This is a genomic window from Angustibacter luteus (assembly GCF_039541115.1).
GTDB classification, from domain to species: Bacteria; Actinomycetota; Actinomycetes; order Actinomycetales; family Angustibacteraceae; genus Angustibacter; species Angustibacter luteus.
In genome coordinates this window covers 185,757-212,198 of record NZ_BAABFP010000007.1, presented here as the reverse complement: position 1 = coordinate 212,198, position 26,442 = coordinate 185,757, and the positions used below count along the sequence as shown (strand labels likewise).

Annotated in this window: 25 protein-coding genes; 14 read left to right on the top strand and 11 right to left on the bottom strand. The window is 72.6% G+C overall.

Translation table 11 applies throughout. From position 1 onward, the window contains the following. The first annotated feature begins 402 nt into the window (after positions 1–402). Positions 403–651, top strand: a complete 249-nt coding sequence (locus tag ABEB17_RS15025) for a WhiB family transcriptional regulator (protein ID WP_345717545.1) — start codon at positions 403–405, stop codon at positions 649–651. Positions 652–767: 116 nt separating this feature from the next. On the opposite strand, the gene ABEB17_RS15020 is transcribed toward ABEB17_RS15025, so the two are convergent. After that, positions 768–2,237, bottom strand: a complete 1,470-nt coding sequence (locus tag ABEB17_RS15020) for a sensor histidine kinase (protein ID WP_345717940.1) — start codon at positions 2,235–2,237, stop codon at positions 768–770. Between the two features lie 78 nt (positions 2,238–2,315). Here ABEB17_RS15020 and ABEB17_RS15015 point away from each other — a divergent pair, with 78 nt between their 5' ends. After that, the gene (locus ABEB17_RS15015) at positions 2,316–2,642 is read left to right on the top strand and encodes a DMT family transporter (RefSeq protein WP_345717544.1); all 327 of its coding nucleotides are present in this window, start codon (positions 2,316–2,318) and stop codon (positions 2,640–2,642) included. Between the two features lie 24 nt (positions 2,643–2,666). Here the strand turns inward: ABEB17_RS15015 and ABEB17_RS15010 are convergent, their stop codons facing one another. Then, positions 2,667–7,571, bottom strand: a complete 4,905-nt coding sequence (locus ABEB17_RS15010) for an NAD-glutamate dehydrogenase (RefSeq protein WP_345717543.1) — start codon at positions 7,569–7,571, stop codon at positions 2,667–2,669. A gap of 159 nt (positions 7,572–7,730) precedes the next feature. On the opposite strand from ABEB17_RS15010, the gene ABEB17_RS15005 reads away from it, so the two are divergent. After that, positions 7,731–8,219 (top strand): DUF2505 domain-containing protein, encoded by a 489-nt coding sequence (locus ABEB17_RS15005; protein ID WP_345717542.1) that lies wholly within the window; start codon positions 7,731–7,733, stop codon positions 8,217–8,219. A gap of 19 nt (positions 8,220–8,238) precedes the next feature. Here the strand turns inward: ABEB17_RS15005 and ABEB17_RS15000 are convergent, their stop codons facing one another. Next, positions 8,239–9,726: an HNH endonuclease signature motif containing protein gene (locus ABEB17_RS15000; RefSeq protein ID WP_345717541.1), complete on the bottom strand. Its 1,488-nt coding sequence runs from the start codon at positions 9,724–9,726 to the stop codon at positions 8,239–8,241. A gap of 59 nt (positions 9,727–9,785) precedes the next feature. Beyond that, positions 9,786–10,406: a LysE family transporter gene (locus ABEB17_RS14995; RefSeq protein ID WP_345717540.1), complete on the bottom strand. Its 621-nt coding sequence runs from the start codon at positions 10,404–10,406 to the stop codon at positions 9,786–9,788. A gap of 119 nt (positions 10,407–10,525) precedes the next feature. On the opposite strand from ABEB17_RS14995, the gene ABEB17_RS14990 reads away from it, so the two are divergent. From ABEB17_RS14990 to ABEB17_RS14975, 4 genes are read left to right on the top strand one after another with little or no spacing between them, the layout of a single operon-like run. Then, positions 10,526–12,010 (top strand): aminopeptidase P family protein, encoded by a 1,485-nt coding sequence (locus ABEB17_RS14990; RefSeq protein WP_345717539.1) that lies wholly within the window; start codon positions 10,526–10,528, stop codon positions 12,008–12,010. A gap of 10 nt (positions 12,011–12,020) precedes the next feature. Then, positions 12,021–12,632 (top strand): DUF6636 domain-containing protein, encoded by a 612-nt coding sequence (locus tag ABEB17_RS14985; RefSeq protein WP_345717538.1) that lies wholly within the window; start codon positions 12,021–12,023, stop codon positions 12,630–12,632. Between the two features lie 59 nt (positions 12,633–12,691). Then, positions 12,692–12,865, top strand: coding sequence for a hypothetical protein (locus ABEB17_RS14980; RefSeq protein ID WP_345717537.1), 174 nt, complete (start codon positions 12,692–12,694; stop codon positions 12,863–12,865). Then, positions 12,862–13,248 carry a VOC family protein gene (locus ABEB17_RS14975; protein ID WP_345717536.1) on the top strand — a complete coding sequence of 129 codons (387 nt, stop codon included), beginning with the start codon at positions 12,862–12,864 and terminating at the stop codon, positions 13,246–13,248. The genes ABEB17_RS14980 and ABEB17_RS14975 overlap by 4 nt, the downstream gene beginning before the upstream one ends. Positions 13,249–13,252: 4 nt before the next feature. Here ABEB17_RS14975 and ABEB17_RS14970 read toward each other — a convergent pair whose 3' ends face one another. The 4 genes from ABEB17_RS14970 to ABEB17_RS14955 all read right to left on the bottom strand — a co-directional run bounded on the left by ABEB17_RS14970 (position 13,253) and on the right by ABEB17_RS14955 (position 17,188). Then, positions 13,253–13,756: a YflT domain-containing protein gene (locus ABEB17_RS14970; RefSeq protein ID WP_345717535.1), complete on the bottom strand. Its 504-nt coding sequence runs from the start codon at positions 13,754–13,756 to the stop codon at positions 13,253–13,255. 36 nt (positions 13,757–13,792) lie between these two features. After that, positions 13,793–14,995 carry an acyl-CoA dehydrogenase family protein gene (locus ABEB17_RS14965; protein WP_345717534.1) on the bottom strand — a complete coding sequence of 401 codons (1,203 nt, stop codon included), beginning with the start codon at positions 14,993–14,995 and terminating at the stop codon, positions 13,793–13,795. Positions 14,996–15,180: 185 nt separating this feature from the next. Next, the gene (locus ABEB17_RS14960) at positions 15,181–16,182 is read right to left on the bottom strand and encodes an HpcH/HpaI aldolase/citrate lyase family protein (protein WP_345717533.1); all 1,002 of its coding nucleotides are present in this window, start codon (positions 16,180–16,182) and stop codon (positions 15,181–15,183) included. Positions 16,183–16,252: 70 nt separating this feature from the next. After that, the gene (locus ABEB17_RS14955) at positions 16,253–17,188 is read right to left on the bottom strand and encodes a DMT family transporter (RefSeq protein ID WP_345717532.1); all 936 of its coding nucleotides are present in this window, start codon (positions 17,186–17,188) and stop codon (positions 16,253–16,255) included. A 128-nt stretch (positions 17,189–17,316) separates the two neighbouring features. Between ABEB17_RS14955 and ABEB17_RS14950 the strand changes: the two genes are divergently transcribed. Genes ABEB17_RS14950 through ABEB17_RS14940 form a run of 3 tightly spaced genes read left to right on the top strand, consistent with a single transcriptional unit; the run spans position 17,317 to position 18,958 of the window. Continuing rightward, entirely contained in the window at positions 17,317–17,883 is a 567-nt protein-coding gene (locus tag ABEB17_RS14950) for a hypothetical protein (RefSeq protein ID WP_345717531.1), read from the top strand. Next, positions 17,876–18,409, top strand: coding sequence for a hypothetical protein (locus ABEB17_RS14945; protein WP_345717530.1), 534 nt, complete (start codon positions 17,876–17,878; stop codon positions 18,407–18,409). The genes ABEB17_RS14950 and ABEB17_RS14945 overlap by 8 nt, the downstream gene beginning before the upstream one ends. Positions 18,410–18,418: 9 nt before the next feature. Then, positions 18,419–18,958, top strand: a complete 540-nt coding sequence (locus ABEB17_RS14940; protein WP_345717529.1) for a DinB family protein — start codon at positions 18,419–18,421, stop codon at positions 18,956–18,958. Here the strand turns inward: ABEB17_RS14940 and map are convergent. Next, the gene (map, locus tag ABEB17_RS14935; RefSeq protein ID WP_345717528.1) at positions 18,943–19,731 is read right to left on the bottom strand and encodes a type I methionyl aminopeptidase; all 789 of its coding nucleotides are present in this window, start codon (positions 19,729–19,731) and stop codon (positions 18,943–18,945) included. The genes ABEB17_RS14940 and map overlap by 16 nt on opposite strands. Continuing rightward, positions 19,728–20,687, bottom strand: coding sequence for a PhzF family phenazine biosynthesis protein (locus ABEB17_RS14930; RefSeq protein WP_378227131.1), 960 nt, complete (start codon positions 20,685–20,687; stop codon positions 19,728–19,730). The genes map and ABEB17_RS14930 overlap by 4 nt, the downstream gene beginning before the upstream one ends. A gap of 34 nt (positions 20,688–20,721) precedes the next feature. Here ABEB17_RS14930 and ABEB17_RS14925 point away from each other — a divergent pair, with 34 nt between their 5' ends. Genes ABEB17_RS14925 through ABEB17_RS14915 form a run of 3 tightly spaced genes read left to right on the top strand, consistent with a single transcriptional unit; the run spans position 20,722 to position 24,678 of the window. After that, positions 20,722–22,053, top strand: coding sequence for a magnesium transporter MgtE N-terminal domain-containing protein (locus ABEB17_RS14925; protein ID WP_345717527.1), 1,332 nt, complete (start codon positions 20,722–20,724; stop codon positions 22,051–22,053). After that, positions 22,043–22,585 (top strand): DUF1003 domain-containing protein, encoded by a 543-nt coding sequence (locus tag ABEB17_RS14920; protein WP_345717526.1) that lies wholly within the window; start codon positions 22,043–22,045, stop codon positions 22,583–22,585. Before ABEB17_RS14925 ends, ABEB17_RS14920 begins: the two co-directional genes overlap by 11 nt. A 50-nt stretch (positions 22,586–22,635) precedes the next feature. Beyond that, entirely contained in the window at positions 22,636–24,678 is a 2,043-nt protein-coding gene (locus ABEB17_RS14915) for an ATPase, T2SS/T4P/T4SS family (RefSeq protein WP_345717525.1), read from the top strand. 16 nt (positions 24,679–24,694) lie between these two features. Here the strand turns inward: ABEB17_RS14915 and ABEB17_RS14910 are convergent, their stop codons facing one another. Then, positions 24,695–25,237 carry a MarR family winged helix-turn-helix transcriptional regulator gene (locus tag ABEB17_RS14910; protein WP_345717524.1) on the bottom strand — a complete coding sequence of 181 codons (543 nt, stop codon included), beginning with the start codon at positions 25,235–25,237 and terminating at the stop codon, positions 24,695–24,697. Between the two features lie 70 nt (positions 25,238–25,307). On the opposite strand from ABEB17_RS14910, the gene ABEB17_RS14905 reads away from it, so the two are divergent. Continuing rightward, positions 25,308–26,441 (top strand): Mrp/NBP35 family ATP-binding protein, encoded by a 1,134-nt coding sequence (locus ABEB17_RS14905; RefSeq protein WP_345717523.1) that lies wholly within the window; start codon positions 25,308–25,310, stop codon positions 26,439–26,441. Position 26,442 lies beyond the last annotated feature (1 nt).

The window sequence follows — 26,442 nt, the reverse complement described above, 5'->3', positions numbered from 1 at the left end:
GGAGGACCGCCTGCAGCCCGACGAGGCCGCACGCCAGCCTCCGCCACAGCAAGGGGGCAGCGGACGCCGCGGCAGGCGCGTCGTCCCCCTCTCGGGTTGGATCGTCCGGTTCCGGCGGTTCGAGCTGCTCTTCAGGCACGGCGGACACGCTAGCGCCCAGCTCCTGCGGGCACTGTGTGTGATCAAGCCCTCACGCCTCATCACAGAACGATCACGGATAACCCTTGTGCAGGCACCGCACAAGGTGTGACCCTTGTTCTTCGGGTCACTGACGACGACCCGACACGGCGCTCGTGAAGTCCTTCACAAGAGCACACCGAGCGGCCATGATGGGTAGTCGCGCTGTCTGGCCCACCGCCTGGCAGCCCCCAAGACGACGTAGATGACAGGAGATCGATCCCGATGGACTGGCGCCACCGCGCTGCCTGCCTCGACGAGGATCCCGAGCTGTTCTTCCCGATCGGAAACACCGGACCCGCCCTGCTGCAGATCGAAGAGGCCAAGGCCGTCTGCCGACGTTGCGACGTCCGCGACGTGTGCCTGCAGTGGGCGCTGGAGTCCGGTCAGGACGCCGGAGTCTGGGGCGGACTGTCCGAGGACGAGCGCCGGGCCCTCAAGCGACGCAACGCCCGAGCCCGCCGAGCGGTCTGAGAGCCGGCCCGCAGCAGCCCCGAACACCCCGCACCACCCAACGCCCCGGTCACCCGACCGGGGCGTTGACGTCTGCCCGGTGCGCTGCCAGCCCAGTCTCCCGCCCAATCTCCAGCTCAGTCCTCCAGCGGCCGCGGCACGAGATCCAGCCGGACGTCGGTGCCGCCACCCGGCCGCCCCGACCAGGCGATGGTGCCACCCAGCTCGCTGACCAGGGCCTTGACGATCTGGGTGCCGAGCCCGTCCCGCTCGAGCCCGTTCTGCGAGCGCTCGGGCAGACCCATGCCGTCGTCGCTGACCCGCACCACGAGCCGGTCGTCCGCCCCGGCGCCGGACCGCTCCGCGTGCACCGTGACCAGACCGTCGCGCCCCGCGAAGCCGTGCTCCACCGCGTTCTGCACCAGCTCGGTCAGCACCAGCGACAACGCGGTCGCGTCCTCGGCGCGCAGCCGCCCGAAGCTGCCCTCGTGCTGGGTGCGCACCGCACCGCCGGGGCGGGCCACCTCGACGAGGGCGGACAACCCTCGGGCCGCCACGTCGTCGAAGTCGACGGTCTCGTCGTACCCGGTCGAGAGGGTCTCGTGCACCAGAGCGATGGCGGCCACCCGCCGCTCGGCCTGGGACAGCGCGGTCCGGGCAGCCGCGTCGTCCACCCGCCGGGACTGCATGCGCAGCAGCGCGGCCACCGTCTGCAGGTTGTTCTTCACCCGGTGGTGGATCTCGCGGATCGTGGCGTCCTTGCTGAGCAGCTGCCGCTCGCGGCGGCGCAGCTCGGACACGTCGCGGGCCAGCAGCAGGGCACCGATCCGCCGTCCGTCCACCTGCAGCGGCACCGCCCGCACGCTCAGCGTGGCACCGGACGCCTCCAGGTCCGCCCGCCAGGGCGCCTTGCCGGTGACCACCAGCGAGAGCCCCTCGTCCACCTGACCCCGGCCCCGCATCAGGGACGTCGTCACCTCGGCCAGCGACTGGCCGACCAGCTCGCGGTCGTGACCCAGCCGGTGGAAGGCGGACACGGCGTTCGGGCTGGCGTAGGTGACCAGGCCGTCGACGTCCAGCCGGAGCAGCCCGTCCCCCACCCGCGGCGCGCCGCGGCGCATCCCGGTGGGGGCGCCGGCCACCGGGAAGGACCCCGACGTGATCATCAGCGCCAGGGCGTCCGCGCACGCCACGTAGGTGAGCTCGAGCCGGCTCGGCGTGCGCATCGTGGACAGGTTCGTGTGCCGGGCCATGACGGCGATGGGCCGCCCGTCGCGGACGACCGGGATGGTCTCCTCACGCAGCGGGACGTCGTCCTGCCAGTCGGGGTCGCGCTCGCGGCAGATCCGCTGCTCGTCGAAGGCACGGTCCAGCTGCGGGCGACGGCCCCGGGCCACGTCCTGGCCCACCACGTCGTCCACGAAGGCCGTGGCCCCGGTCGTGGGACGCACGTGCGCGACCGCCAGCCAGCCGTCGCCGGCGGGCACCCAGAGCACCAGGTCCGCGAAGGACAGGTCGGACAGCAGCTGCCAGTCCCCCACCAGCAGGCGCAGCCACTCGACGTCGGCGTCACCGAGGTCGGTGCGCTCGTGCACGAGGTCGGTCATGGACGACACGCGCCGAGCCTACGCAGCCACGGGGTCTGCCCCTACGACCGGCTCCTCGGTTGCTGCCAAGATGGCGGCATGCCCTGGATCCTGCTGTCGGCCGCGATCGCCACCGAGATCGTGGCGACCGTCTGCCTGAAAGCCAGTGACGGGTTGACCAAGCTGTGGCCCTCGGTCGTGGTCGTCATCGGCTACGTCGCCAGCTTCGTGCTGCTGGCCCGGGCGCTCAAGCAGGTCGAGGTCGGGGTGGCCTACGCCGTGTGGTCCGCGGTAGGCACGGCCGCGGTCGCCGTCCTGGGCATCTGGTTCTTCGACGAGTCCGCCACCTGGGCCAAGGCGTTCTGGATCGGCGTCATCATCGTCGGCGTCGTCGGCCTGCAGGTCAGCGGCAGCAGCTCGCACTAGGCCCCACCGCCGAGCTCCGGAGCACTAGCTGCCGGAGGCGTTGCTGCGCACCACTCCCCGGAGCCCGCGCAGCGCCACGGACAGCGCCGCGATGCCGGTGCGGTCCAGGTGGCTGACCTCGGCGACGAGGTCGCGGACCCGAGCCAGGCTCTCCCGGTTGGACGAGTCCCAGGTCGCGATCCGCTCGCTGCAGCTCTGGTCCGGGTCCGTGCTGCTGATCACCGACACCGTGAGCTGCTCGAGCGCGGCGTACAGGTCGTAGCGCAGCGCGGCGCGAGCCAGCGCGTCCCAGCGGTCGTCACGCGGCAGCCGGGTGATGAGTCCCAGCATGGTGTCGACCTGGAAGCGCTCGGACAGCATGAAGTACATCGGGGCGACGACGTCCGGGGCGGTCCCGGTGTCGTAGCTGATCTCCGCGATGTCCAGCAGCGAGTAGACGTCCAGCAGGGAGGCCGCCTGGGCCGCCAGGTCGTCCGGCAGGCCCAGCTTCACGAGCTCCTTGGTGCGGCGGTGCAGCCGGCGCTGCTCGCCGCCCACCAGCATCTCGGGGACCTGCGGGCGCAGCGGCGTGACCACGCTGGCGAAGCGCTCGATCTCGGCCGCCAGGTCGGTGATCGGCGGCCGGGACTGCAGCAGCCACCGCACTGCGCGGTCCATCAGGCGGCGGAACTCCAGGTACAGCGCGGTCTGCGCGCGGGTGGGCACCTGGTTGTCCAGCGCCTCGACCTTGGCCACGAAGTCGTGCAGGTCGAACACCTCGCGGGCCACCACGTAGGCGAGCGCGACCTGCACCGGGGTCGCCGCCGTCTCCTCCGCGACCCGGAAGGCGAACGTGATGCCGCCCCGGTTGACCAGGTTGTTGACCAGCTTGGTGGTGACGATCTCGCGGCGCAGCGGGTGCTGGGCCAGCCGGTCGCCGTACCGCTCGACGAGCGCCTCCGGGAAGTACGCGGCGAGGGTGGAGGCGAACCACGGGTCATCCGGCAGCGAGCTCGCCAGCACGTCCTCGGCGAGGGTGATCTTGGAGTACGCGACCAGCACCGAGAACTCGGGCGAGGTCAGCCCCAGGCCCTCCTCGTGCCGACGGTTGATGGCCGTGTCGTCCGGCAGGAACTCCAGCGCGCGGTTGAGGTCGCCGCGGTCGGACAACGCGTGGATGAGCCGCTGGTGCACGGGCAGCATCGGGTGCGCCTGCTCGCGGGCGTTGCCGAGCAGGACGTTCTGCTCGTAGTTGTCCCGCAGCACCAGGTGCGCGACGTCGTCCGTCATCTCGGCCAGCAGGACGTTGCGCTGCTTGGTGGTCAGGTCGCCGTCCGCCACCACGGCGTTCAGCAGGATCTTGATGTTGACCTCGTAGTCGGAGGTGTCGACGCCGGCGGAGTTGTCGATGGCATCGGTGTTCACCCGGACGCCGTGCAGGGCCGCCTCGATGCGGCCGAGCTGGGTCAGTCCGAGGTTGCCGCCCTCGCCGACCACCCGGACCCGCAGCTCGTTGCCGTTGACCCGGATCGCGTCGTTGGCCCGGTCACCGACGTCCTGGCTCGACTCCGCGGAGGACTTCACGTAGGTGCCGATACCGCCGTTCCACAGCAGGTCGACGGGCGCGGCGAGGATGGCCTTCATCAGCGCGGCCGGCGTGACGGACGTCGCCTCGCGGCCGAGCCCGATCGCCTGGGCCGCCTGGGCGCTGAGCTTCACGGCCTTCGCCGACCGCGGCCAGACGCCCCCGCCCTCGCTGATCAGGGTGCGGTCGTAGTCGTCCCAGGACGAGCGGGGGAGGTCGAACAGCCGGCGGCGCTCGGCGTACGACCCCGCGGCCACGGGCGCGGGGTCGATGAAGATGTGCCGGTGGTCGAAGGCGGCGACGAGCTGGATGTGCTCGGACAGCAGCATCCCGTTGCCGAAGACGTCGCCGCTCATGTCGCCGACCCCCACGACGGTGAAGTCCTGGGCCTGGGTGTCCAGGTCGAGCTCGCGGAAGTGCCGCTTCACCGACTCCCAGGCGCCGCGGGCGGTGATCCCCATCGCCTTGTGGTCGTAGCCGGCCGAGCCGCCCGAGGCGAACGCGTCGCCCAGCCAGAAGCCGTAGCTGACGGCCACCTCGTTGGCGATGTCGCTGAACGTCGCGGTGCCCTTGTCGGCCGCGACGACCAGGTACGTGTCGTCGCCGTCGTAGCGCAGCACCCGCTGCGGCGGAACGACGACGGCGGCGTCGCCGGTGCCGGCCAGGTTGTCGGTGACGTCCAGCAGGGCCGAGATGAACGTGCGGTACGACGCGATGCCCTCGGCCAGGAAGGCCTCCCGGTCACTGGGGTCGGGCAGCTGCTTGGCGACGAACCCGCCCTTGGCGCCGGTCGGCACGATGACGGCGTTCTTGACCATCTGTGCCTTGACCAGGCCCAGGATCTCAGTGCGGAAGTCCTCCCGGCGGTCGCTCCACCGCAGGCCGCCGCGGGCCACCTTGCCGAACCGCAGGTGCACCCCCTCGACCCGCGGCGAGTACACCCACATCTCGAAGGCGGGCCGCGGCTCGGGCAGGTCGGGCACCCGGTGCGGGTCGAGCTTGAAGGCCAGGTACGGGTGCGGTTCGCCGCCGTCGTCGACCTGGAAGTAGCTGGTGCGCAAGGTCGCCTGCACGACACCCAGCAGCGCCCGCAGGATCCGGTCGTGGTCCAGGCTGGCGACGTCGTCCAACGCGCCCTCGATCTCCTCCGCCAGGGCGGCGCAGGTCTCCAGCCGGGCGTCGGCTTCCGGGCCCGAGCCGAGGTGGTCGGGGTCGAACCGCGCCTCGAACAACCGGACCAGCATCCGGGCCACGGCGACGTTGGACAGCAGGCAGGACTCGACGTACTCCTGGCTGAAGGTCAGCCCGGCCTGGCGCAGGTACTTGGTGTAGGCCCGCAGCACGCTCGCCTGCCGCCAGCTCAGGCCGGCGGCCAGCACCAGCCCGTTGAAGCCGTCGCTCTCGGCGCGACCGGACCAGACCGCGGCGAAGGCGTCCTGGAACATCTGCCGGGCCACCTCGGCCTGGTCGCGCACCCAGCCGTCCACCTGCTCGCCCGCGTAGCGCAGGCCGAAGTCGTAGACGTGCACCTGGCTTCCGTCGGCCAGGTCGAGCTCGTACGGGCGCTCGTCCACCACCTCGCAGCCGAGGTGGCTGAACACCGGGAGCACCGTCGTCAGGGACAGCGGCTCGCGCCGGTAGAACTTGAAGCGCCGCTCGTTCGCCGGCCGGCCCGGCTCCTGGTAGAGGTTCATCAGGGGGTCGGTGGACGGTTGCACACCGGCCACGGCGTCCACGTGGCGCAGGTCCGCCACCGCCACCCGGGCCGGGAAGTCCTCCTTGTACGCCTCCGGGAAGGCCTTGGCGTACAGGGCGAGCAGCCGGGCGCCGTCCTCCTCGCCCACGTCGGCGCGCAGCGACTCGGCGAAGTCCTCGTCCCAGGTGCGGGTGGCCGCGATGAGGCGCTCCTCCAGCGCCTCGACGTCCACGTTCGGGATGTCGGCGCCGCGCGGGACGCGGACGACGAAGTGCAGCCGAGCCAGCACCGACTCCGAGACGCGGGTCGTGTAGTCCACGCTCTCGCCGTCGAACGCCTCGCGCAGGATCTCCTCCATGCGCAGGCGCATCTGCGTCGTGTAGCGGTCCCGCGGCAGGTAGACCAGGCAGGACATGAACCGGCCGTACTCGTCACGGCGCAGGAACAGCCGGGTGCGCCGTCGCTCCTGCAGGTGCAGCACGCTGGTCGCGATGAAGTACAGGTCGTCGACGTCGGTCTGGAAGAGCTCGTCGCGCGGGTAGGTCTCCAGGATCTCCAGCAGGTCCTTGCCGCTGTGGCTCTGCGCCGAGAAGCCGGAGCGCTGCAGGACGCGACGCACCTTCGAGTCGATCACCGGGACCTGCACCACCGACCAGGTGTAGGCCGCGGAGGTGAACAGGCCGAGGAAGCGGCGCTCGCCCACGACGTTGCCGTCGGCGTCGAACTTCTTGACACCCACGTAGTCCAGGTAGGCCGGGCGGTGCACCGTGGAGCGCGAGTTCGCCTTGGTGAGGATCAGCAGGCGCGGGTCGCGGGCCCGGGCGCGCACCGCGGGCGAGAGCCGGCCGAAGCTGTCGGACACCCGCTGGTCGTAGCGCAGGATGCCCAGGCCGGTGCCGGACGTCGCGCGCAGGGCGTCTTCGCCGTCCTCGGTCTCCAGGGCGTACTCGCGGTAGCCGAGGAACGTGAAGTTGCCCTCGGACAACCAGGTCAGCAGGCGGCGCGCCTCCTTCACCTCGTCCGCGTCCAGCCCCTTGGGCGGGCCCTGCTCGAGCTCGTCGGCGAGCCGGACGGCCGTCTCGCGCATCTTCTGCCAGTCCTCGACGGCGTCCCGGACGTCGTCCAGCACGCTGCGCAGCCGCGTCGTCAGCTCGTCCAGGTCGCCCTGGCCGGACTCGCGGTCGATCTCCAGGTGCATCCAGGACTCGCGCCCGGTGTCGTAGGGCAGCTCGTCCCCGGGCGCGACGCCCTCGACCAGCTCCTGCAGGACGCCGGTCGCGTCGCGGCGCACGATCATCACCGGGTGCACCACGAGGTGCAGGGCACGGCCGAGGCGAGCCAGCTCGGCCTGCACCGAGTCGACGAGGAAGGGCATGTCGTCGGTGACGATCTCGACGACCGTGTGCCCGCTGGACCAGCCGTGCTCGTCCACGGTCGGGGTGAAGACGCGCACCTTGGCGGTGCCGACGGGACGGTTGCGAGCCAGGTCCCGGTGACTGGCGGCCGCCCCGAGCAGGTCCTCGGGCTGACGGGCCAGCAGGTCGTCGTCCGCGACGTGCCGGTAGTACCGCGTCAGATAGGTGAGCATCGAGTCGTGCTGCGAGCGATCGGCCAGCGCCGCCGCCTTCTCGAGCACCTGCGACCTGGACCCTGCTGGCGAGTGCGCCATGACTCCCGTGACCTCTGTCGTGACCGCTGGGCACGCGCCGTTGCGTGCCGCTGGCGACGATACCGCTGTGGTTGCGGCACAGCCGACCCGGGCGCGCCCGGGTCGCGTAGCGTGGGCGCGCACGACGCCGATCGCACACGCGCAGACCTGGGAGACGACGTGAAGTTCCTCGCCGACATCCGCTACGACGCGGCACCCGACGACGTGTTCGCCATGCTGACCGACCCGGACTTCCAGCGGCAGGTGTGCGAGGCGACCGGTGCGATCGACCACAGCGTGGACGTCGAGCAGGCTGGCGGCGGGGCGACGATCACCACGACCCGGACGCTGCCCGCCGACGACCTGCCGGACTTCGTGCGCAAGTTCGTGGGGTCCACGCTGAAGGTCATGCGGGTCGACCACTGGGGCGCCGCTGGCGCCGACGGCGCCCGTGAGGGCACCGTGGTCGTCGAGATCCAGGGCGCGCCGGTCCGGCTCAGCGGCACCATCGCCCTCGCTCCGGACGGCGCGGGCACCGCCGAGCGGGTGGATGGCGACCTCAAGGCCTCGGTGCCCCTGGTCGGGGGCAAGATCGAGAAGGCCGCCGAGCCCGCCATCCGGGCCGCCATCGCCAAGGAGCAGGAGCTGGGCACCGGGTGGCTGGCCTGACCCCGAGCAGCGCGGCCCGTCAGAACGGCGGCTCGAGCGGTGGACTCGGGTCGGTCGTGTACGTGTGACCGGTCGGCGTCCGCCACTGGAAGGCACCCGGGCTCGGCGACCTGACCTGCCAGTCCGGCCGGGACTTGCAGGTGTGGTGGGTGCGGCAGAGAGCGCCGAGGTTCCAGTCCGCGGTCGCGCCGTCCCGGTGCGGTCGAGGTGACGGACCGGCTGGCGAGTCCAGCACGTGGTCGAGGTCGCAGCGCGCGGCCGGCTGACGACAACCCGGTGCGTGGCACACGCGATCCCTGGCACGCACCAGATCCGCCAGGCCGGGCGGCGGACGGTACCGCTGCGTCCCGACGTCCGTGACCACCCCCGAGACCGGGTCGGTCAGCAGCCGCCGCCAGACCCCGGCGCCGGCCAGCTCGCGAGCCGTGCCGGCCGTGATCGGTCCGTAGCCGCGCAGCTCCCCCGGCTCGTCGTCCAGGCCGCGCAGGGTGCTCAGCGACACCACGACGTCCACGGCCCACGGGCGGCCTTCGGGATCGGCCGCCGCGCCGGGCGCAGAAGCGGCCGATGGCACGACGCGGCCCAGCAACAGGTCGGTGACGACATCCATCCGGCGCGCGGCGGCCGAGCGGTCGTCATCGGGGGTGCGCGCCCGGTCGGCCAGCCCGCGCACCCTCGCGTCGATGGCGATCACGTCCTCGATCGGTGCGAAGCCGCCGAACGTCCCCATGCCGTCGACGACCTGCCGGTCCACCTCGAAGCACCGCTGGCGCCGGGCCTTGGCCTCGCGCTCCAGGGCGGCGCCAGGATCCGCGGCCACCACCGCCCGACGCACGCTGGCCCGGGCCTCGGGCGCCGTGCGCCCGGCCACCCGCTCGGCCAACGCTCCGTCGAGCCGCTGCACCACGGCGTCGTCCAGCACCGAGGTCTCGTCGGCCACGACCGCCGCGACTCGGCGAGAGACGTCCCCGCTGGCGAGCGCCGCCAGCGTCTGCGGCAGGCGTTCCGTCAGGCTCAGCGCCTGGTGGAGGAGGTCCTTGCCGACCCGGGTGGACTCACCCAGCGCGAACGCGATCTCGACCGCGGCGTCGTGGCCGACCCGGCCCATCAGCCGCTCGGCCGGCGTCCCCTCGCTCGGGTCGTCCTGGTTCGCCGCATCTCCCCGGGACCATCGCGAGCGCCCGTCCTGCCGTCGCTGGGCGAGCTCGGCGATCCACCGCAGCTGCTGCGCAGCAGCCCACCGCAGGACCTTCTCGTAGCCCTTGATCGCCTCCACCACCGTCCAGCCGTCCACCCCGGCAGTGGGCGGGAGGGCGACCAGGAACGTCGCGAGCTGGTCGCCGGGCAGGTCCGTCACCGCGTCCTCGACGGCGCGGGTCGCAGCCAGCGGGTCGGTGAGCCCGCGACCCAGCGCCCACAGCCACGCCTCGGCCTCGGCGGCACCGACGGGGTCGGCAGCACCCGACCCGGCGGGGGCGCGTCGCTCGCGCAGGGAGGTCTCGAACACGTGTTCTATTCTAGGACAGATCGGGCGAGGCGACCGGGGTCATCCACAGGTCGAATGGGTCAACCCACGGCCGTCCAGACGGCCAGGCCGATCACCAGGCCGCTACCAGCCAACCCGGTGACCAGCCGCCCCCGCGCACTCGTGGCCACCCGGGCCAGCAGTCGTCCCCCGGTCACCAGCGTCAGCTGCCACGACGCCGACGCGACGAACACCCCCAGGACGAACGCCGCCCCGCCGCCGGTGGCACCCGACCCGGCCCGGTTCCCGGTCACCAGCGCCACGAAGTACACGATCGTCGCCGGGTTGGCCAACGTCAGACCCAGCAGCGAGACGTACGCCCGCAGCGCCGACGGGTCGCTCGGCGCGTGCACCCCCTCGGCGATCGCCCGGCTGTGACGCACCGCGTCCACCGCCATCTTCGCCCCGACCAGCAGCAACGCCACGACCGCGACCCAGCGCAACGGCTCGGCGACCGACTCCGCGAGCGACGCCACCGCCTGCCCACCCAGCACCGCCAGCACCGCGTAGACCAGGTCGGCGGAGGCCACCCCGAGAGCCGCACACGCCGCGACCCGCACGGAGCGGTGCGCCGCCAGCGTCACCAGGTACACGCCGACCGCGCCGACGGGCACGGCGATGCCCAACCCCGCCAGCAGGCCGGCACCCAGCGCAGAGATCACGAACGAAGCATCGAGGACGCGCCAGCGCCGACCAAAGGCATTTCACCGAGCGCTCGGCCGGTCGAGGTACGTCGAGGCCGAATTCACGCCCGGCCAGCGGTCAGTGAGAGCATGTCCCGGTGAGCGAAGAGCAGCCGAAGAAGACCGACCACCGTTCCCGCCCGACGTCCGAGGCGTTCAAGGCGTTCATCGCGAAGGGTTGGGCGGCCCGACCGAGCGACCTGCCGCAGCAGGCCGAGGTCGCGCCCTACGCCGCCGCCCGACGCGACGCCGTGTCCGCGGCGTTCCCGGGCGAGCGCATCGTGATCCCGGCCGGCGGGCTGAAGGTGCGCAGCAACGACACCGACTACATCTTCCGGCCGCACTCGGCGTTCGCCCACCTCACCGGCCTCGGCGCCGACCGCGAGCCCGACTCGGTCCTGGTGCTGGAGCCGAAGGACGGCGGCGGCCACGAGGCCATCCTCTACTTCCGACCGCGGGCCGGTCGGGACACCGAGGAGTTCTACTCCGACGCCAGGTACGGCGAGCTCTGGGTCGGCGTCCGCCCGAGCCTGGAGGAGGTCGAGGCCGAGCTGGCCATCGCCGCCCGCCACCTCGACGAGCTGCCGGAGGCCATCAAGAAGGACCTCGGGGACGTCGTCGTCCGGATCGTGCGCGGCGCGGACGCCGAGCTCACCGCGGTGCTGGACGAGGCCCGTACCCAGTCGGCCGAGCGCGAGCTCGAGGCCGACCAGGCCCTGGACGAGGCGCTGCTGCAGTTCCTGTCCGAGCTCCGGCTGACCAAGGACGAGTGGGAGGTCGCCCAGATGCGGCTCGCCTGCGCGGCCACCGCCGAGGGCTTCGAGGCCGTCGTCCGCAGCCTGGCGGATGCCGTCGGCAAGGGCCGCGGCGAGCGCTGGGTCGAGGGCCAGTTCGGGCTGGTGGCGCGGCACTCCGGCAACGGGGTCGGCTACGAGTCGATCGTCGCGGCCGGCGACCACGCCTGCACGCTGCACTGGATCCGCAACGACGGTGACATCCGTGACGGCGACCTGCTGCTGGTCGACGCCGGCGTCGAGGTCGAGTCGCTCTACACCGCCGACGTCACCCGCACCCTGCCGGTCGACGGCACCTTCAGCGAGGCCCAGCGCAAGGTCTACCAGGCCGTGCTGGACGCGCAGGAGGCCGGCATGGCCGCCATCAAGCCCGGCGCCGCCTTCAAGGACATCCACGAGGCGGCGATCAAGGTCGTCGCCGAGCGGCTGCACGAGTGGGGTCTGCTGCCGGTGGACGTCGAGACCACGCTCAGCGACGAGGGCGGTCACCACCGCCGCTGGATGGTGCACGGCACCAGCCACCACCTCGGCATCGACGTCCACGACTGCGCGCAGGCCCGACGCGAGCAGTACATGGAGGCCGAGCTCAAGCCCGGCATGGTTCTCACGGTCGAACCGGGGATCTACTTCAAGGCCGACGACGAGCTGGTGCCGGACGAGCTGCGCGGCGTCGGCGTCCGGATCGAGGACGACGTCCTGGTCACCGAGACGGGCTACGAGAACCTCTCGGCGGCCCTGCCCCGCACCCCCGACGACGTCGAGCAGTGGATGTCGTCCCTGCGCTCGTGAGGCCCTCGCGATGAGCCTGCCCCCGCTGCCCGACGTCCCCCGGGACAACCGGCGCACGGCCACCGTGGTGGCCGTCGCCGTCCTGGGTGTGCTCTGCGTGGGTGGGTTGGTGTTCGGGCTCAAGGGCCTGTTCGCCCCGGCCGACGGGCAGCCTGGCGGCGCGGCGACGACCGCGGCCGGACCGCGCCCCAGCACCGACAGCGCCGCCCCGACCACGGAGGGCGGTGACGTCAGCACGCCCTCGTCGGCGGGCCCGGCAGCCGCGTCCACCCCGCCGGAGCCCGCCGGGGACCTCGTGCAGTTCTCCTCGCCGAGCGGCAACATCCGCTGCGCCCTCAGCTCCGCCGGAGCGCGCTGCGACATCGGTGACAAGACCTGGGCACCCGGCGCGCGGCCCGGTGACTGCCAGGCCGACTGGGGCACCGGCCTGTTCGTGGACGGCGCGCGCGCGTCCGTGACCTGCGCCAGCGACGCGGTGGACGGCGGGTCCGCCCTGAAGTACGGCAAGGCGGTCACGCGGGGGGACTTCACCTGCCGGAGCAGCAAGGACGGCATCAGCTGCCGCGACGGCTCGTCCGGCCACGCGTTCAGCCTGTCGCGAGCGGCCTTCCAGGTGAGCTGACCTCGCGGCCCAGAGGGGCTGCGGTGGCACCTCCGGCCCAGGCGGTGGATCGTGGGGAGATGACCGAACCCACGCCTGTGCCGCCGACGCCCCCGACGCCGCTGCCCGAGCCCGGGCCGGTGGAGCCACCCACCCCCATCCCCGGGCCGGGGCCGACCGAGCCACCCCTGCCGATCCCGGACGAGCCCATGCCGGGCTTCCCGGACCCCGACCCGGCGCCCGGCCTGCCGTGAGCGCGCCGCACGGGATCCGGCTGAGCACGGTCAACATCGGCGCGCCCGACCCCCTGGCACTGGCCCGGTTCTACGCCGCGCTGCTCGGTTGGCGGGTCGACGAGGAGTCCGCCGACCCGACCTGGGCCGTCGTGCGCCCCCCGGGTGGCGGGGTGTCGATCTCCTGCCAGTACGAGGACCCGTTCGTGGCACCGGTGTGGCCGGCCGGACCGGGTCAGCAGCAGATGCAGCTGCACCTGGAGGTCCAGGTCGACGACCTGGACGGCGCCGCCGAGCACGCGCTCGCCTGCGGCGCGACGCTGGCGGAGTTCCAGCCCCAGGACGACGTCCGGGTCTGCCTCGACCCGGTCGGGCACCCGTTCTGCCTGTGGATCGAGAGCTAGAACCTCAGAGGGGTTGCTGGGGGCGGTTCGGCATCCCTTGCAGAACCTGCTGGGCCTCCAGCAGCAGCTTGTGCTCGACCAGCACCTCGTAGCGGGTCGCCACGACCTGGGACACCGAGGTGAAGTCCCGGCGCCCACCGGTCGCGGCGTACCCGGCGAGGCCGAACGCGATGCCGAACGCCAACCCGATGAGCAGCCCCGTCAAGATCGCCGACCAGGCATCGCTGCCGGTGCTGAAAAGGCTCAGCAGGATCCCGATGAGCAGGCCGAACCAGGCACCCGACGCCGCGCCGGCCATCGCGGCCCGGGCGTAGGTCAGCCGCCCGGTGATCCGCTCCACCTGGCGCAGGTCGGTACCCACGATCATCACGTTCTGGACGGCGAACTGCTGGTCCGACAGGTAGTCCACGGTGCGCTGGGCGTCCTCGTACTTGTCGAAGACACCGAGCGACTGCGGGAACTCCAGGGCGATCGAGGGGCGAACGCCACGCGGCGTCGGTGCAGCCATCTTCGTGTTCCTCCCGTTGGGCAGACCCTCAGCCTCTCATCCCTTGAACCGGTACTCCTCCAGCAGCCGGCGCCCGATGATCATCCGCTGGATGTCCGCGGTGCCCTCGCCGATCAGCAGCATCGGGGCCTCGCGGTAGAGGCGCTCGATCTCGTACTCCTTGGAGTAGCCGTAGCCGCCGTGGATGCGGAACGAGTCCTCGACGACCTGGGAGCAGTACTCGCTCGCCAGGTACTTGGCCATGCCGGCCTCGAGGTCGTTGCGCTCCCCGGCGTCCTTGGTCCGCGCAGCCATCACCATCATCTGGTGCGCGGCCTCGACCTTGGTGGCCATCTCCGCGATCCGGAACAGGACCGCCTGGTGCTCGGCGATCTTCTTGCCGAACGTCTCGCGCTGCTGGGCGTAGGCCGTGCCCAGCTCGAAGGCCCGCATCGCCACGCCGCACGCGCGGGCGGCCACGTTGACGCGCCCGACCTCGACGCCGTCCATCATCTGGTAGAAGCCCTGCCCGGGCTCCCCGCCGAGGACCTGCTCGGACGTCGTCCGGTACCCGTCGAAGACGAGCTCGGTGGTGTCGACGCCCTTGTAGCCCATCTTCTCGATCTTGCCCGGCACGGTGAGGCCGGGCGCGGTCTCGCCGAAGCCCGGCTCCTTCTCGACGAGGAACGTCGTCATGTTCTTGTAGACCGAGTCCGCGCCCGTGTCCGTCTTGGTGAGCACCGCGACCAGGTTGGCGCTGCCGCCGTTGGTGAGCCACATCTTCTGGCCGTTGATCGTCCAGTCCGCGCTGTCGCCGTCCCGCACGGCCTTGGTCTTGATACCGCTGACGTCGCTGCCGCAGCCGGGCTCGCTCATCGAGAAGGCGCCGCGCACCTCGCCGGTCGCCATCCGGGGCAGGTAGCGCTGCTTCTGCTCGTCGGTGCCGTGCTGGATCAGCATGTGCGCCACGATGAAGTGCGTGTTGATGATGCCGCTCACGCTCATCCAGCCGCGGGCGATCTCCTCGACCACCAGCGCGTAGGTGAGCAGGGACTCGCCGAGGCCGCCGTACTCCTCGGGGATCATCAGGCCGAAGATCCCCATCTCCTTCATGCCCTCGACGATGTCTGTCGGGTACTCGTCCGCGTGCTCCAGCTCCATCGCGACCGGGATGACCTGCTCGTCGACGAACTCACGCACCAGCTTCAACAGCTCGAGCTGGTCCTCGGTGAGTCCTTCGGTGTGCTGCAGGCGGCCCATCGCTGTCGCTCCTCGTCGTCGGGGTGGCTACCGGTGAGTATGGCGGGCCGGGCGTCGGTCCGGCCGCCGCTGTGACCAGCGCCACCTGTGGCGGCGACCACGTCGAGACCAGGGAACCGGGGCACCCAGGGATGCTCAGGTGCCCCACGTCTCTGGTCTCGGCGGCAGGGCGATCTGGGGACAGGTCAGTCCTGCGGGGGCGTCCAGCGGTCGCCGCGGGACATGCCGGCCGCGCGACCCTTCGCCGAGATGACCAGCGCCATCTTGCGCGACGCCTCGTCGATCATCTCGTCACCGAGCATGACCGCACCGCGCGCGCCGCCGGCCTCGGAGGTGAAGTGCGCGTAGGCGTCCAGGATGTTCTCGGCGTGGTCGTAGTCCTCCTGACGCGGGCTGTACACCTCGTTCGCCGCGTCGATCTGCCCCGGGTGCAGCACCCACTTGCCGTCGAAACCCAGTGCGGCAGAACGGCTCGCGACCCGAGTGAAGCCCTCGACGTCGCGGATCTGCAGGTACGGCCCGTCGATCGCGAGCTTGTCGTAGGCGCGGGCCGCCATCAGGATCTGCATGAGGATGTAGTGGTACGCGTCGCCCACGTCGTAGCCCGGCGGCTGCTCCCCCACCACCAGCGACTTCATGTTGATGCTGGCCATGAAGTCCGCCGGCCCGAAGATGATCGCCTCGACCCGCGGGGACGCCGCAGCGATGGCGTTCACGTTGGTCAGGCCGAGGGCGTTCTCGATCTGCGCCTCGATCCCGATCCGGCCGGGCTCGAAGCCGTGTGCCGTCTCCAGCTGGGTGAGCAGCAGGTCCAGGGCGACGACCTGCTCGGCGGTCTGCACCTTCGGCAGCATGATGCAGTCCAGGTCGGCACCGGCGCCGCCGACGACCTCGAGGACGTCGCCGAACGTCCACTTCGTCGTCCAGTCGTTCACCCGCACCGTGCGGACCTTGTTGCCCCAGCCGCCCTCGGTGAGCGCCGCCACGATGGTGGCGCGCGCGCCCTCCTTCGCGATGGGCGCGACCGCGTCCTCCAGGTCCAGGAAGACCTGGTCGGCGGCCAGCCCCTTGGCCTTCTCGATCATCTTCGGGTTGGAGCCCGGGACCGCCAGGTTCGAGCGCCGCGCCCGCAGGGGTCGCGGACCCGTGCGGGGGGTCGTGCCGGGCGTCGCGTTGGGCGCGGACATCGTGGCTCCTGGGGTTCGAAGGCGGGACGTCGGCGAGGCTACCCACGCTCGACCGGCCCGGTCACGTGGCTCAGTCCGTGACGTTGCCCACCTCGAGCGCCGACTCGACCCGGCGGGTGGTCGTCCGCGATCGCACCACGACCGCCAGACCGACCAGCACCAGGGCCGCCCCCGGCAGCACGGCCACCGGCGGCTGCTGCCCCCAGAAGGCCCAGGCGATCAGCACGGCACCGGGCACCTCGAGCAGGATCGCGAGCGCCACCGTCGTCGCCCCGGCGGTGCGCAGGGCGCGGTTCAGGATCGAGTGCCCGAGCAGCTGCGCGCTCAGCGTCAGGGCGAGGAGCTGCGCCCAGGTCTGGGCGTCGAAGCCGACCAGCGACTGGTGGCCCAGCAAGCAGACCGGCAGCAGGACCAGGGCGCAGACCGGGTAGGCGATCGCCGTGTACGACGCCGTGCTGGCCGTCTGCCGTACCGCGGAACCCAGCACGGTGTACACGGCAGCCGCGGCGCCGCCGGCCAACGCCAGCGCGTCGCCCACCAGCTGCCGCGACGACGAGCCTGCATCCACTCCCGTGATGAGGACGACGCCCATGAAGGCGATCACGACTCCGACCAGGACACCGGAGCGCGGCTTGTTGCCACGGGCCCAGTCGATCCCGAGCGTCCACAGCGGCGTCGTCGTGACCAAGGCGGTCGATGCCGCCACGCTGGTCATCCGCAGACTCGGGATCCACAGGCCGAAGTGCGCGGCCAGCGCCAGCCCAGCCAGCACCGCCGTGCGCACGACCTGACGCTCCTCGCGCCACAGCCGACGCAGCTCCGCGCGCCGGCGAATCAGCGCGAACGGTACGACGCCCGCACTCGCAAACGCGTTGCGCCAGAACGCGACAGCGAGCGCGGGAGCCGCTGTCGTCGCCGCGATCGGCGCCGAGAACGACACCGCCACGACCCCGACGGCGAGCAGGGCAGCCGTCAGCCGCGCGCTGTCCTGCTCCTCCTCGCCCACGCTCCGGACCTTCTCATGAGCGGTCGGCACGGTCGGTGCGGACCTACGGTCGGCTCTCGCAAGCTCGTTTGACGCCGACCTCCGGTCCACACCGCCCGCGCCTCTGTCTCGTATGGGAAGGTGCTCGGGTGAGCGAGTCCGTGGGCCAGGCCGAGGCGGCGGTGGTGCCGGACGTCGTCGGCGCGCTGGTGGCTGAGGCGGCGTCGAAGGGCGGCATGCTCTGGGTCCGGCCGCGTGGGCAGTCGCGGGCCTGGGGGGTCTGGCACGAGTGGCACGAGGGCGCGGTTCTCGTCGTGAGTGGGCCGGGCGAGCAGGAGCTGCCCGAGCTGGACGGCGACGTCGACCTGGTGTTGCGCAGCAAGGACACCGGGGCTCGGTTGGTCACGGTGGCTGCGGTGGCCGAGGTGCTGGATGCGTCCGGCGAGGAGTGGCTGGCGGCGGCCGGGGCGTTGGCTCCCGGACGGTTGAACTCGGCCGCCCTGCCGGCTGACCTGCCCGAGCACTGGCGCACGACGGGGGCGCGGATCACCCGGATCACGCCGACCTCGCAGGCGCTCGAGCAGCCGGGTCGGTACGACGACGCGAGTGGGGCGGCGGCGCCGGCCCCGAGTACGGCGACGACGTCCACCTGGCGTCCCTTCCATGCCGGCGGGCGGGGCCGGCGGGCGCTGCGGCTGCGCCGGCGGCGTGGCTAACCCCTACTCGCGTCTCACTCTCGCCCTGGTCGGCGGGCTGGTCGTGCTGGGCCTCCTGGCCGGCCTACTCGCCTGGCAGGACGCACCCGCGACGTATCCGCCGAACGAGCCGGCCAACAACGCCATCGCGGTGCACTGGGTGCTGGCCGCGGTCGCCGGGGTCGCCACGGTGACGGTGGCCTTCGTGGCGCGGCGCCGCGACCGGCCGCAGCCGTTCAGCCTGCCCTTCCGGCAGCGCGCGCTGCGCCGGGTCGTCGCCACCCTGCGGATGAGGCCCTGGTCGCTGCTGGCACCTGTCCGGGCCCTGGTCACGCTCCTCCTGCTGTACGTGCTGCTCTGGGAGCCGTTCCGGGCGGCCATGCAGGTGTTCGCCGCGCTGGCACCGTCGTGGACCGCGAACGCCTGGGGCGGGCCCGGCTACTGGGGGGCCTCGCTCGCGCACTGGCTCGACGGCTACCTGCTGTTCTTCGCCGCCGCCGCGCTGCTGAACCTCGTCCTCGCGCGGCCTGTCGGACCCGCCGCCTAGCCTGCCCTGGTGAGCACCGAGACGGAGCACTCCTCACCCGACGACGGCGACCTGCGGTTCCTGCTCGCTGAGGACGCCGACGAGCGCACCACGCTGACGACCTTCCTGGACTTCCAGCGCGACGCCCTGGTCCGCAAGTGCGCCGGGCTGAGCGACGAGCAGCTCCGACAGCGCTCCGTCCCAACGTCCTCGCTGACCCTGCTGGGGCTCGTCCGGCACCTGGCCGCGGTCGAGCGCTGGTACGTCCAGGCGGTCGTGGCCGGCGGCGTCCCTGGCCGTCTGTTCACCCGCACCGACGACCCGGACGAGGAGTTCCACGACGTCGCCGACGCCACCGGGGAGCACACCTTCGCCGTCTGGGCCGCCGAGGTCGAGGCGGCCCGGCGCGTGCTGGCGACTGCGGACCTGGACGACGTCCGCGCCATCGCGCACCGCCCGCACCGGCACTCCGTGCGCTGGGTGCTGAACCACCTGATCGACGAGTACGCCCGCCACCTCGGTCAGGCCGACCTCATCCGGGAGGCCATCGACGGTCAGGTCGGCGAGTAGGCCGGGTCGCTCAGGGTGAGGACGTCGGCGCCGTCGTCGGTGATGGCGATCGTGTGCTCGCTGTGGGCGGTGCGGCAGCCCGTCGCACTCCGCAGGGTCCACCCGTCGGCGTCCGTGACCAGCGAGGCCGTGTCCACCATCACCCACGGCTCCAGCGCGAGCAGGAGGCCGGGGCGCAGGGTGTAGCCACGGCCGGGGCGACCGGTGTTGGCGACGTGCGGGTCCTGGTGCATCGTCGACCCGATGCCGTGCCCCCCGAACTCGGTGTTGATCGCATACCCCGCCGCAGTGAGGACCGAGCCGATGGCGTGGGAGATGTCGCCGATGCGGGCCCCCGGGCCGGCCGCGCCGATCCCGGCCGCCAGCGCGCGTTCGGTCGCGCGGATCAGCGCGACGCTCTCGGACGGCTGCGAATCGCCCACGATGAAGCTGATGGCCGCGTCCGAGGCGACGTCACGTCGGGAGACAGCGAGGTCCAGGGTCAGCAGGTCCCCGTCAGCGAGCTGGTAGTCGCGTGGCAGCCCGTGCAGCACGGCGTCGTTGACGGACGTGCAGATGTAGTGGCCGAAGGGCCCGCGTCCGAACGACGGCTCGTAGTCGACGTAGCAGGACACGGCACCGGCCTCGGTGATCATCGCCTGGGTCCACCGGTCGAGGTCCAGGAGGTTCGTGCCCACCGTGGTGCGGCTCTTCAGGGTCTGCAGGATGTGACCCACCAGGGCACCGGTCTCGCGCGCCCGGGCCAGCTCGGTGGGGCTCAGGATCTCGATCATGCGCTCGCCTGCCCGCCGGCCGGCGGCACCCGGATCGAGCCCCGCGCGACCGGCACCACCTGACCCCCGACGTGGCAGCGCACCGCGACGCCGCCGCTCGCCTCGACCCGGCAGCGCAGGGTGGACGGCCGGCTCAGCTGTACGCCCTGGGACAGCTCGACGACGCTCGCGCCGTCCGGCGCCAGCAGCCCCAGCGCCACCAGCGCGACCTGCAGGCCGAGCGCCGCCGAGCCGGTCGCCGGGTCCTCGGCGGCGGCGCCGATGTCGTCGGTGAACACCCGCACCGGCACCGCGGCAGCCCCGGCATCGGGACGGCCCGCCAGCGGCCACGCCACCACGCTCACGCCCCCGACGTCGCACCCCAGCCGCTGCGACAGCGCCTGCCGCACCGCGGTGAGGGAACGCAGCTGGGGCACCGCCCGCTCCAGCGCCGGCGGCCGCACCAGCAGGTAGCCGAAGTCCAGACCCGTGCCGGCCACCAGGGACGGCAGACCGGCCAGGTCGTCGGGCGCGAGACCCACGGCGTCCAGCGCCAGGGCGAGCTCGGCCGCCGTGACCTCGCCGCGCAGCGTCGGCGCCGCTCCGGTCAGCCACACCGGCCCGCCCGACCCACCGGCGGGCCCGAGCTCGAGCCGCACCGTGCCGGCCAGGCACTCCTGCTGCGCCGACGTCCCGACGAGCTCGCCCCGCTCGCGCAGCACCCAGGCCGCGCCGACCGACGGGTGGCCGGCGAACGGCAGCTCGCCGCTCGGCGTGAAGATCCGCAGCCGGTACCGGTTGTCGCCCAACGGAGTCGGGAACGCCGTCTCCGACAGGTGGAACTCACGGGCGATCGCCTGCAGCTGCCTCGTGGCGAGTCCGGCGGACCCGTGCACGACCGCCAACGCGTTGCCGGCGAAGGGCGTGGCGGTGAACACGTCCACGACGTCGAAGTCCAGCAAGGCCACCGGGTCCACCGGCTGCACCCTACGCGGCGCTAGCCTGACGGGCGTGAGCGGCGCACCTTCGCGGGTCTTCATCGCGCGCATGTCCGGCCTCGCCGTGTTCGACCCCCACGGCGACCAGGTCGGGCGGGCGCGCGACGTCGTCGTCGTCTTCCGCACCGGACGGCTGGCCCCGCTGGTCGTCGGGCTCGTCGTCGAGGTGCCCGGACGACGGCGGGTCTTCCTGCCGATGACCCGGGTGACCAGCGTCGACACCGGGCAGGTGATCATGACCGGGGTCGTGAACATGCGCCGGTTCGAGCCGCGCTCGGCCGAGACGCTCGTGCTCGCCGAGCTCCTGGACCGCACCGTGACGCTGCGCGACGGCAGCGGCACGGTCGTCGTCGAGGACGTCGCGATGAGCCAGCAGCGCACCCGGGACTGGGTGGTCACCAAGCTGTTCGTGCGCCGTCCCACCCAGACGGGCGGCCTCGGTGGGCGGCTGCGTCGCCGTGGCGAGAGCTTCCTGGTGGATGCCGACCAGGTCGTCGGGCTGTCCCTGGACACCACCGGCCAGGGCGCCGCCAACCTGCTCGCCAGCCTCGAGTCGCTGAAGGCCGCCGACCTGGCCGACGTGATCCACGACCTGTCACCCAAGCGACGGGTCGAGGTCGCCGCCGCACTGGACGACGACAAGCTGGCCGACGTCCTGGAGGAGCTGCCCGAGGACGACCAGGTCCAGATCCTCACCCAGCTCGCCAACGAGCGCGCCGCCGACGTCCTGGAGGCCATGGAGCCGGACGACGCCGCCGACCTGCTCTCCGAGCTGCCCGCCGAGACGGCGGAGCACCTCCTGCAGCTGATGGAGCCCGAGGAGGCCGCGCCGCTGCGCCGCCTGCTCGCCTACGACGAGGACACCGCCGGCGGCCTGATGACCAGCGAGCCGGTCATCCTCGCCCCCGACGCGACGATCGCCGAGGCCCTGGCCGTCGTCCGCCGGGCCGAGATCAGCCCCGCGCTGGCGGCCAGCGTGTTCGTCTGCCGCCCCCCGCTGGAGACGCCGACCGGCCGCTTCCTCGGTCTGGTGCACATCCAGCGGATGCTCCGCGAGCCGCCGCACGCCCCCGTCGGCGGCATCATCGACAAGGACATCGGGGCGCTCACCCCGGACACCACCCTCGGCGCGCTGACCCGGTTCCTGGCCACGTACAACCTGGTCAGCGCCCCCATCGCGGACGAGGACGGCCACCTGCTCGGCGCCGTCACCGTGGACGACGTCCTGGACCACATGCTGCCCGACGACTGGCGCGAGGACGACGGCCCGCACGACGGGCCGCAGGACGGGACAGACGGCCCAGCCGTGACCGACGAGCGCGAGGAGGTGCGCCGTGGCTCGTGAGCGCCGCCGGACCCGCTCGCCCCGGCTGGACCAGCCGCGCGAGGTGCGCCGCGCCCTGATCACCCGGCCGCAGGTCGACCCGGACGCCTTCGCCAAGTTCGCCGAGCGGTTCGCCCGGTTCATGGGCACCGCCCGCTTCCTCGTCTACATGACGGTGTTCGTGCTGCTCTGGTGGGGCTGGAACACCTTCGCGCCGACGACGGCCCAGTTCGACCCCAAGGCGCTCAACTACACGCTGCTCACCCTCATCCTGTCGCTGCAGGCCTCCTACGCCGCGCCGCTCATCCTGCTCGCGCAGAACCGGCAGGACGACCGCGACCGCGTGCTCGGCGAGCAGGACCGGGCCCGGGACGAGCGGAACCTGGCCGACACCGAGTACCTGACCCGCGAGGTCGCCTCGCTGCGCATCGCGCTGCGCGAGGTCGCCACCCGCGACTTCGTCCGCTCGGAGCTGCGCGCCCTGCTCGAGGAGCTCGACGAACGGGACGGCACGGGACACCCGGACGGCCCCAGGGACCGTCCCGCAGGGTGAACTAGCGCTCAGACCTTCACCCACACGGCGGACCTGCCGATAGAGGGACCATGTCCGCGCCTACGCCTGCCGTCAACCTGCCCGCTCAAGGGGGCAACGCCGCACTGCTGCAGGCGCGCCCGCTGGACGGCAGCGAGACCGGCACCACCCGGCGCCGCCGCCTCGGTGAGGTGCTGATCGACGAGCAGCTGCTCACCACGGCCCAGCTCGAGCACGCCCTGCAGGCCCAGGCCTCCTCCGAGGGACCCCGCCGCCGGCTCGGCCAGGTCGTCGCCGACCTCGGCTACGCCACCGAGCGCGAGGTTGCCGAGTCGCTCGCCACCCACCTCGGGCTGGAGTCCGCGGACCTGTCCAAGATCGTCCCGGCGCCGGACGTCGTGCGCATGCTGCCGCGCGTCGTCGCCGACCGCACCGGCGTCCTCTGCCTGGACCGGCACCCGGACGGCGGCCTGATCGTCGCCACCTCGGACCCCACCAACGTGCTCGCCCTCGACGACGTCCGGATGTACACCCGGGCGAGCGAGCTGTACGTCGTCGTCGCACCCGCCACCCAGATCAAGGACCACCTGGCCCGGGCCTGGTCGCTGGCCGCCGACGACGCCGGCGTGACCATGATCGCCGAGGACATGGACGAGGGCGCCAACCCCGAGGACCTGCAGGGCGTCGGCGGCGGCGTGGACGACGCGCCCATCGTCAAGCTGGTCAACCAGGTGCTGGCGGACGCCGCGCGCCTGCGCGCCTCCGACATCCACATCGAGAACCAGCGGGACGGCCTGCGCATCCGGTACCGCGTCGACGGCCTGCTGCGCGACGTGATGACCGCGCCCAAGCGCCTCGGCCCGTCCGTGGTCAGCCGGGTCAAGATCATGTCCGGCCTGGACATCGCCGAGCGGCGCGTCCCGCAGGACGGCCGCAGCCGGATCATCGTGGACGGCCAGGCCATCGACACCCGGGTCAGCACGCTGCCCTCGCTGCACGGCGAGAAGATCGTCGTCCGGCTGCTCACCCGCGCCGACAACGTGCCGTCGCTGTCCACGCTCGGCTTCGAGCCGGACCAGCTCGAGACGTTCCTCGCCGCGCTGGCCGTGCCCCAGGGCCTCGTGCTGATCACCGGGCCCACCGGGTCCGGCAAGACGAACACCCTGTACGCCGCCATCCACCAGACGATGACGCCGGACAAGAACATCGTCACGCTCGAGGACCCCATCGAGGTGCAGCTGCCGGGTATCACCCAGGTGCAGGTGAACCTGAAGTCGGGCATGACGTTCGACGCCGGCCTGCGCTCGATCCTGCGCCAGGACCCCGACATCGTGCTGGTCGGTGAGGTGCGGGACGCACTGACCGCCGAGCTGGCCCTGAAGGCCTCGCTCACCGGTCACCTCGTGCTCACCACGCTGCACACGAACTCGGCCGTGTCCGCCCTGACCCGACTCGTCGACATGGGCGTCGAGCCGTTCCTGGTCGCGTCCTCGCTGACCGCGGCCGTCGCCCAGCGGCTCGTCCGCAAGCCGTGCGACTCGTGCGCCGAGGGCTACATCCCGGACGACGGCACGCTGGCCCTGCTGGGCCTGACCATCGAGGACATCCTCGACGCGACCCCGCTGATGGGCGTCGGCTGCCCCGACTGCGGCGGCACCGGCTACCGCGGGCGGACCGCCGTCTACGAGGTGCTCGAGGTCGACAACGCCATGCGCAAGGTCCTCATGACCTCGGCCACCGAGTCCGCCGTCGGCGCGCAGGCCAAGGCCGTCGGGATGATGACGCTGCGCGGCGCGGCGCTGGAGAAGGCCAAGCGCGGCGAGACCACCTTCGAGGAGGCCGTCCGGGTCACCCACGCCGACGCCGGTCTGGGCAAGAGCTGCCCGTCCTGCGAGCGCGGCGTCGAGGACGGCATGGTCGCCTGTCCCTGGTGCGGCGTCGCCCTGGACTGCAGCTGCACCACCTGCGGACGCCAGCTCGAGACCGAGTGGCGGGTCTGCCCGTGGTGCCGCACGGCGGTGCAGGGTCCGGGCGGGCACCGCGAGCGCCGCCGCGCCAACGACCCCGTCGAGGTCTACCCGGTCCCACCCGAGGACGACTCCTACCCGGGGTGACGCCGGTCGGTCCGAGTCAGCTCAGCGCGGGGGGCGCCGGCAGGTCGTCGCCGGCGATCTTCGAGCAGGCCGTCCCCCAGGACGCCAGCTCGTCCGGCTCCAGCCGGTCCACCACGTAGCGGCCCACGCCGTCCAGGTGGGTCGCGGACGCCGTCTTCAGCCGCTCGAACCCGGCCGGGGTGAGCACCGCCCACACGCCGCGCGCGTCACCCGGGTCGGGCTCGCGGCGCACGTAGCCGTCCCGCACCATGCGGTCCACCAGGCGGGTCAGCCCGCTGCGCGACAGCAGCACGGCGTCGGCCAGGTCGGTCATCCGCAGCCGCCGGTCAGGCGCCTCGACCAGCTGCACCAGGACGTCGTAGACGCCCAGCGAGAGGCCGTGCACCCGCAGCAGGTCGGCCTCCAGCCGGCGCACCACCGAGGCGTGCGCGCGCAGGAACGAGCGCCAGGCGGCCAGCTCGGCCGTACGCGGTTGGTGCGTCCGGGAGCTCGGCCGACCAGCGTCGCCGCCGTCTGCTCCACCCCCGGCGCTCTGCTCGTGCGCGGTCCCCGGATCCACCCGCCCAGCCTAGGGCAGCGCGACCCCACCCGGCGCGATCGCCCCTGGTCAGCCCGCTTACGATCGACGCATGGCCATGCCGACGCAGGACCAGGTGCTCGAGGCGCTCGCGCGCGTCGACGACCCGGAGATCAAGAAGCCCATCACCGAGCTCGGGATGGTGCGGGACGTCGTCATGACCGACGACGGCCTGGTGACCGTCGGCATCTTCCTCACCGTCTCCGGCTGCCCGCTGAAGGACACCATCACCCGGGACGTCACGGCCGCGGTCAGCCCGCTGCCCGGCGTCCGCGAGGTGAAGGTCGTGCTGGACGTGATGTCCGACGAGCAGCGCAAGGGGCTGCGCGAGCAGCTGCGCGGCGGCCAGGCGGAGCGCGAGATCCCGTTCGCCCAGCCCGGCTCGCTGACCCGGGTGTACGCCGTCGCCTCCGGCAAGGGTGGCGTCGGCAAGTCGTCGGTCACCGTCAACCTGGCCGCCGCGATGGCGGCCGACGGGTTGCGCGTCGGGGTCGTGGACGCGGACGTGTACGGCTTCTCGGTGCCCCGCATGCTCGGGGTCACGCAGAAGCCGACGCAGGTCGACGACATGATCCTGCCGCCGCTGGCGTACGACGTGAAGGTCATCTCGATCGGCATGTTCGTCCCCGGCAACCAGCCCGTGGTGTGGCGCGGGCCCATGCTGCACCGCGCGCTGCAGCAGTTCCTCGGCGACGTGTTCTGGGGCGACCTGGACGTGCTGCTGCTCGACCTGCCGCCGGGCACCGGGGACATCGCCATCTCCGTGGCCCAGCTCATCCCCAACGCCGAGATCCTGGTGGTGACCACGCCGCAGCGGGCCGCCGCCGAGGTCGCCGAGCGGGCCGGCGCCATCGCGCTGCAGACGCACCAGCAGGTCGTCGGCGTCATCGAGAACATGTCCTGGCTCGAGCAGCCGGACGGCTCGCGGATCGAGCTGTTCGGGGCCGGCGGCGGCCAGGCCGTCTCCGACTCGCTGACCCGCGCCGTCGGCGCTCCGGTGCCGCTGCTGGGCCAGGTGCCGATCGACGTCGCCCTGCGCGAGGGTGGCGACAGCGGCACGCCGGTCGTGCTGTCGGACCCCGACTCGGCCGCCGCCGTCGCGCTGCGCGGGGTGGCCAAGACGTTGTCCCGGCGGGCCCGTGGTCTGGCCGGGCGCTCCCTGGGGCTCACGCCCGCCGGGCGCTGAG

Excerpts from the sequence above, each read along its gene's own strand:
- ABEB17_RS15025 (WP_345717545.1), top strand. The coding sequence starts at position 403 with ATGGACTGGCGCCACCGCGCTGCCTGCCTCGACGAGGATCCCGAGCTG.
- ABEB17_RS15020 (WP_345717940.1), bottom strand. The coding sequence starts at position 2,237 with ATGACCGACCTCGTGCACGAGCGCACCGACCTCGGTGACGCCGACGTC.
- ABEB17_RS15015 (WP_345717544.1), top strand. The coding sequence starts at position 2,316 with ATGCCCTGGATCCTGCTGTCGGCCGCGATCGCCACCGAGATCGTGGCG.
- ABEB17_RS15010 (WP_345717543.1), bottom strand. The coding sequence starts at position 7,571 with ATGGCGCACTCGCCAGCAGGGTCCAGGTCGCAGGTGCTCGAGAAGGCG.
- ABEB17_RS14985 (WP_345717538.1), top strand. The coding sequence starts at position 12,021 with ATGAGCCTGCCCCCGCTGCCCGACGTCCCCCGGGACAACCGGCGCACG.
- ABEB17_RS14980 (WP_345717537.1), top strand. The coding sequence starts at position 12,692 with ATGACCGAACCCACGCCTGTGCCGCCGACGCCCCCGACGCCGCTGCCC.
- ABEB17_RS14970 (WP_345717535.1), bottom strand. The coding sequence starts at position 13,756 with ATGGCTGCACCGACGCCGCGTGGCGTTCGCCCCTCGATCGCCCTGGAG.
- ABEB17_RS14965 (WP_345717534.1), bottom strand. The coding sequence starts at position 14,995 with ATGGGCCGCCTGCAGCACACCGAAGGACTCACCGAGGACCAGCTCGAG.
- ABEB17_RS14960 (WP_345717533.1), bottom strand. The coding sequence starts at position 16,182 with ATGTCCGCGCCCAACGCGACGCCCGGCACGACCCCCCGCACGGGTCCG.
- map (WP_345717528.1), bottom strand. The coding sequence starts at position 19,731 with ATGATCGAGATCCTGAGCCCCACCGAGCTGGCCCGGGCGCGCGAGACC.
- ABEB17_RS14915 (WP_345717525.1), top strand. The coding sequence starts at position 22,636 with ATGTCCGCGCCTACGCCTGCCGTCAACCTGCCCGCTCAAGGGGGCAAC.
- ABEB17_RS14905 (WP_345717523.1), top strand. The coding sequence starts at position 25,308 with ATGGCCATGCCGACGCAGGACCAGGTGCTCGAGGCGCTCGCGCGCGTC.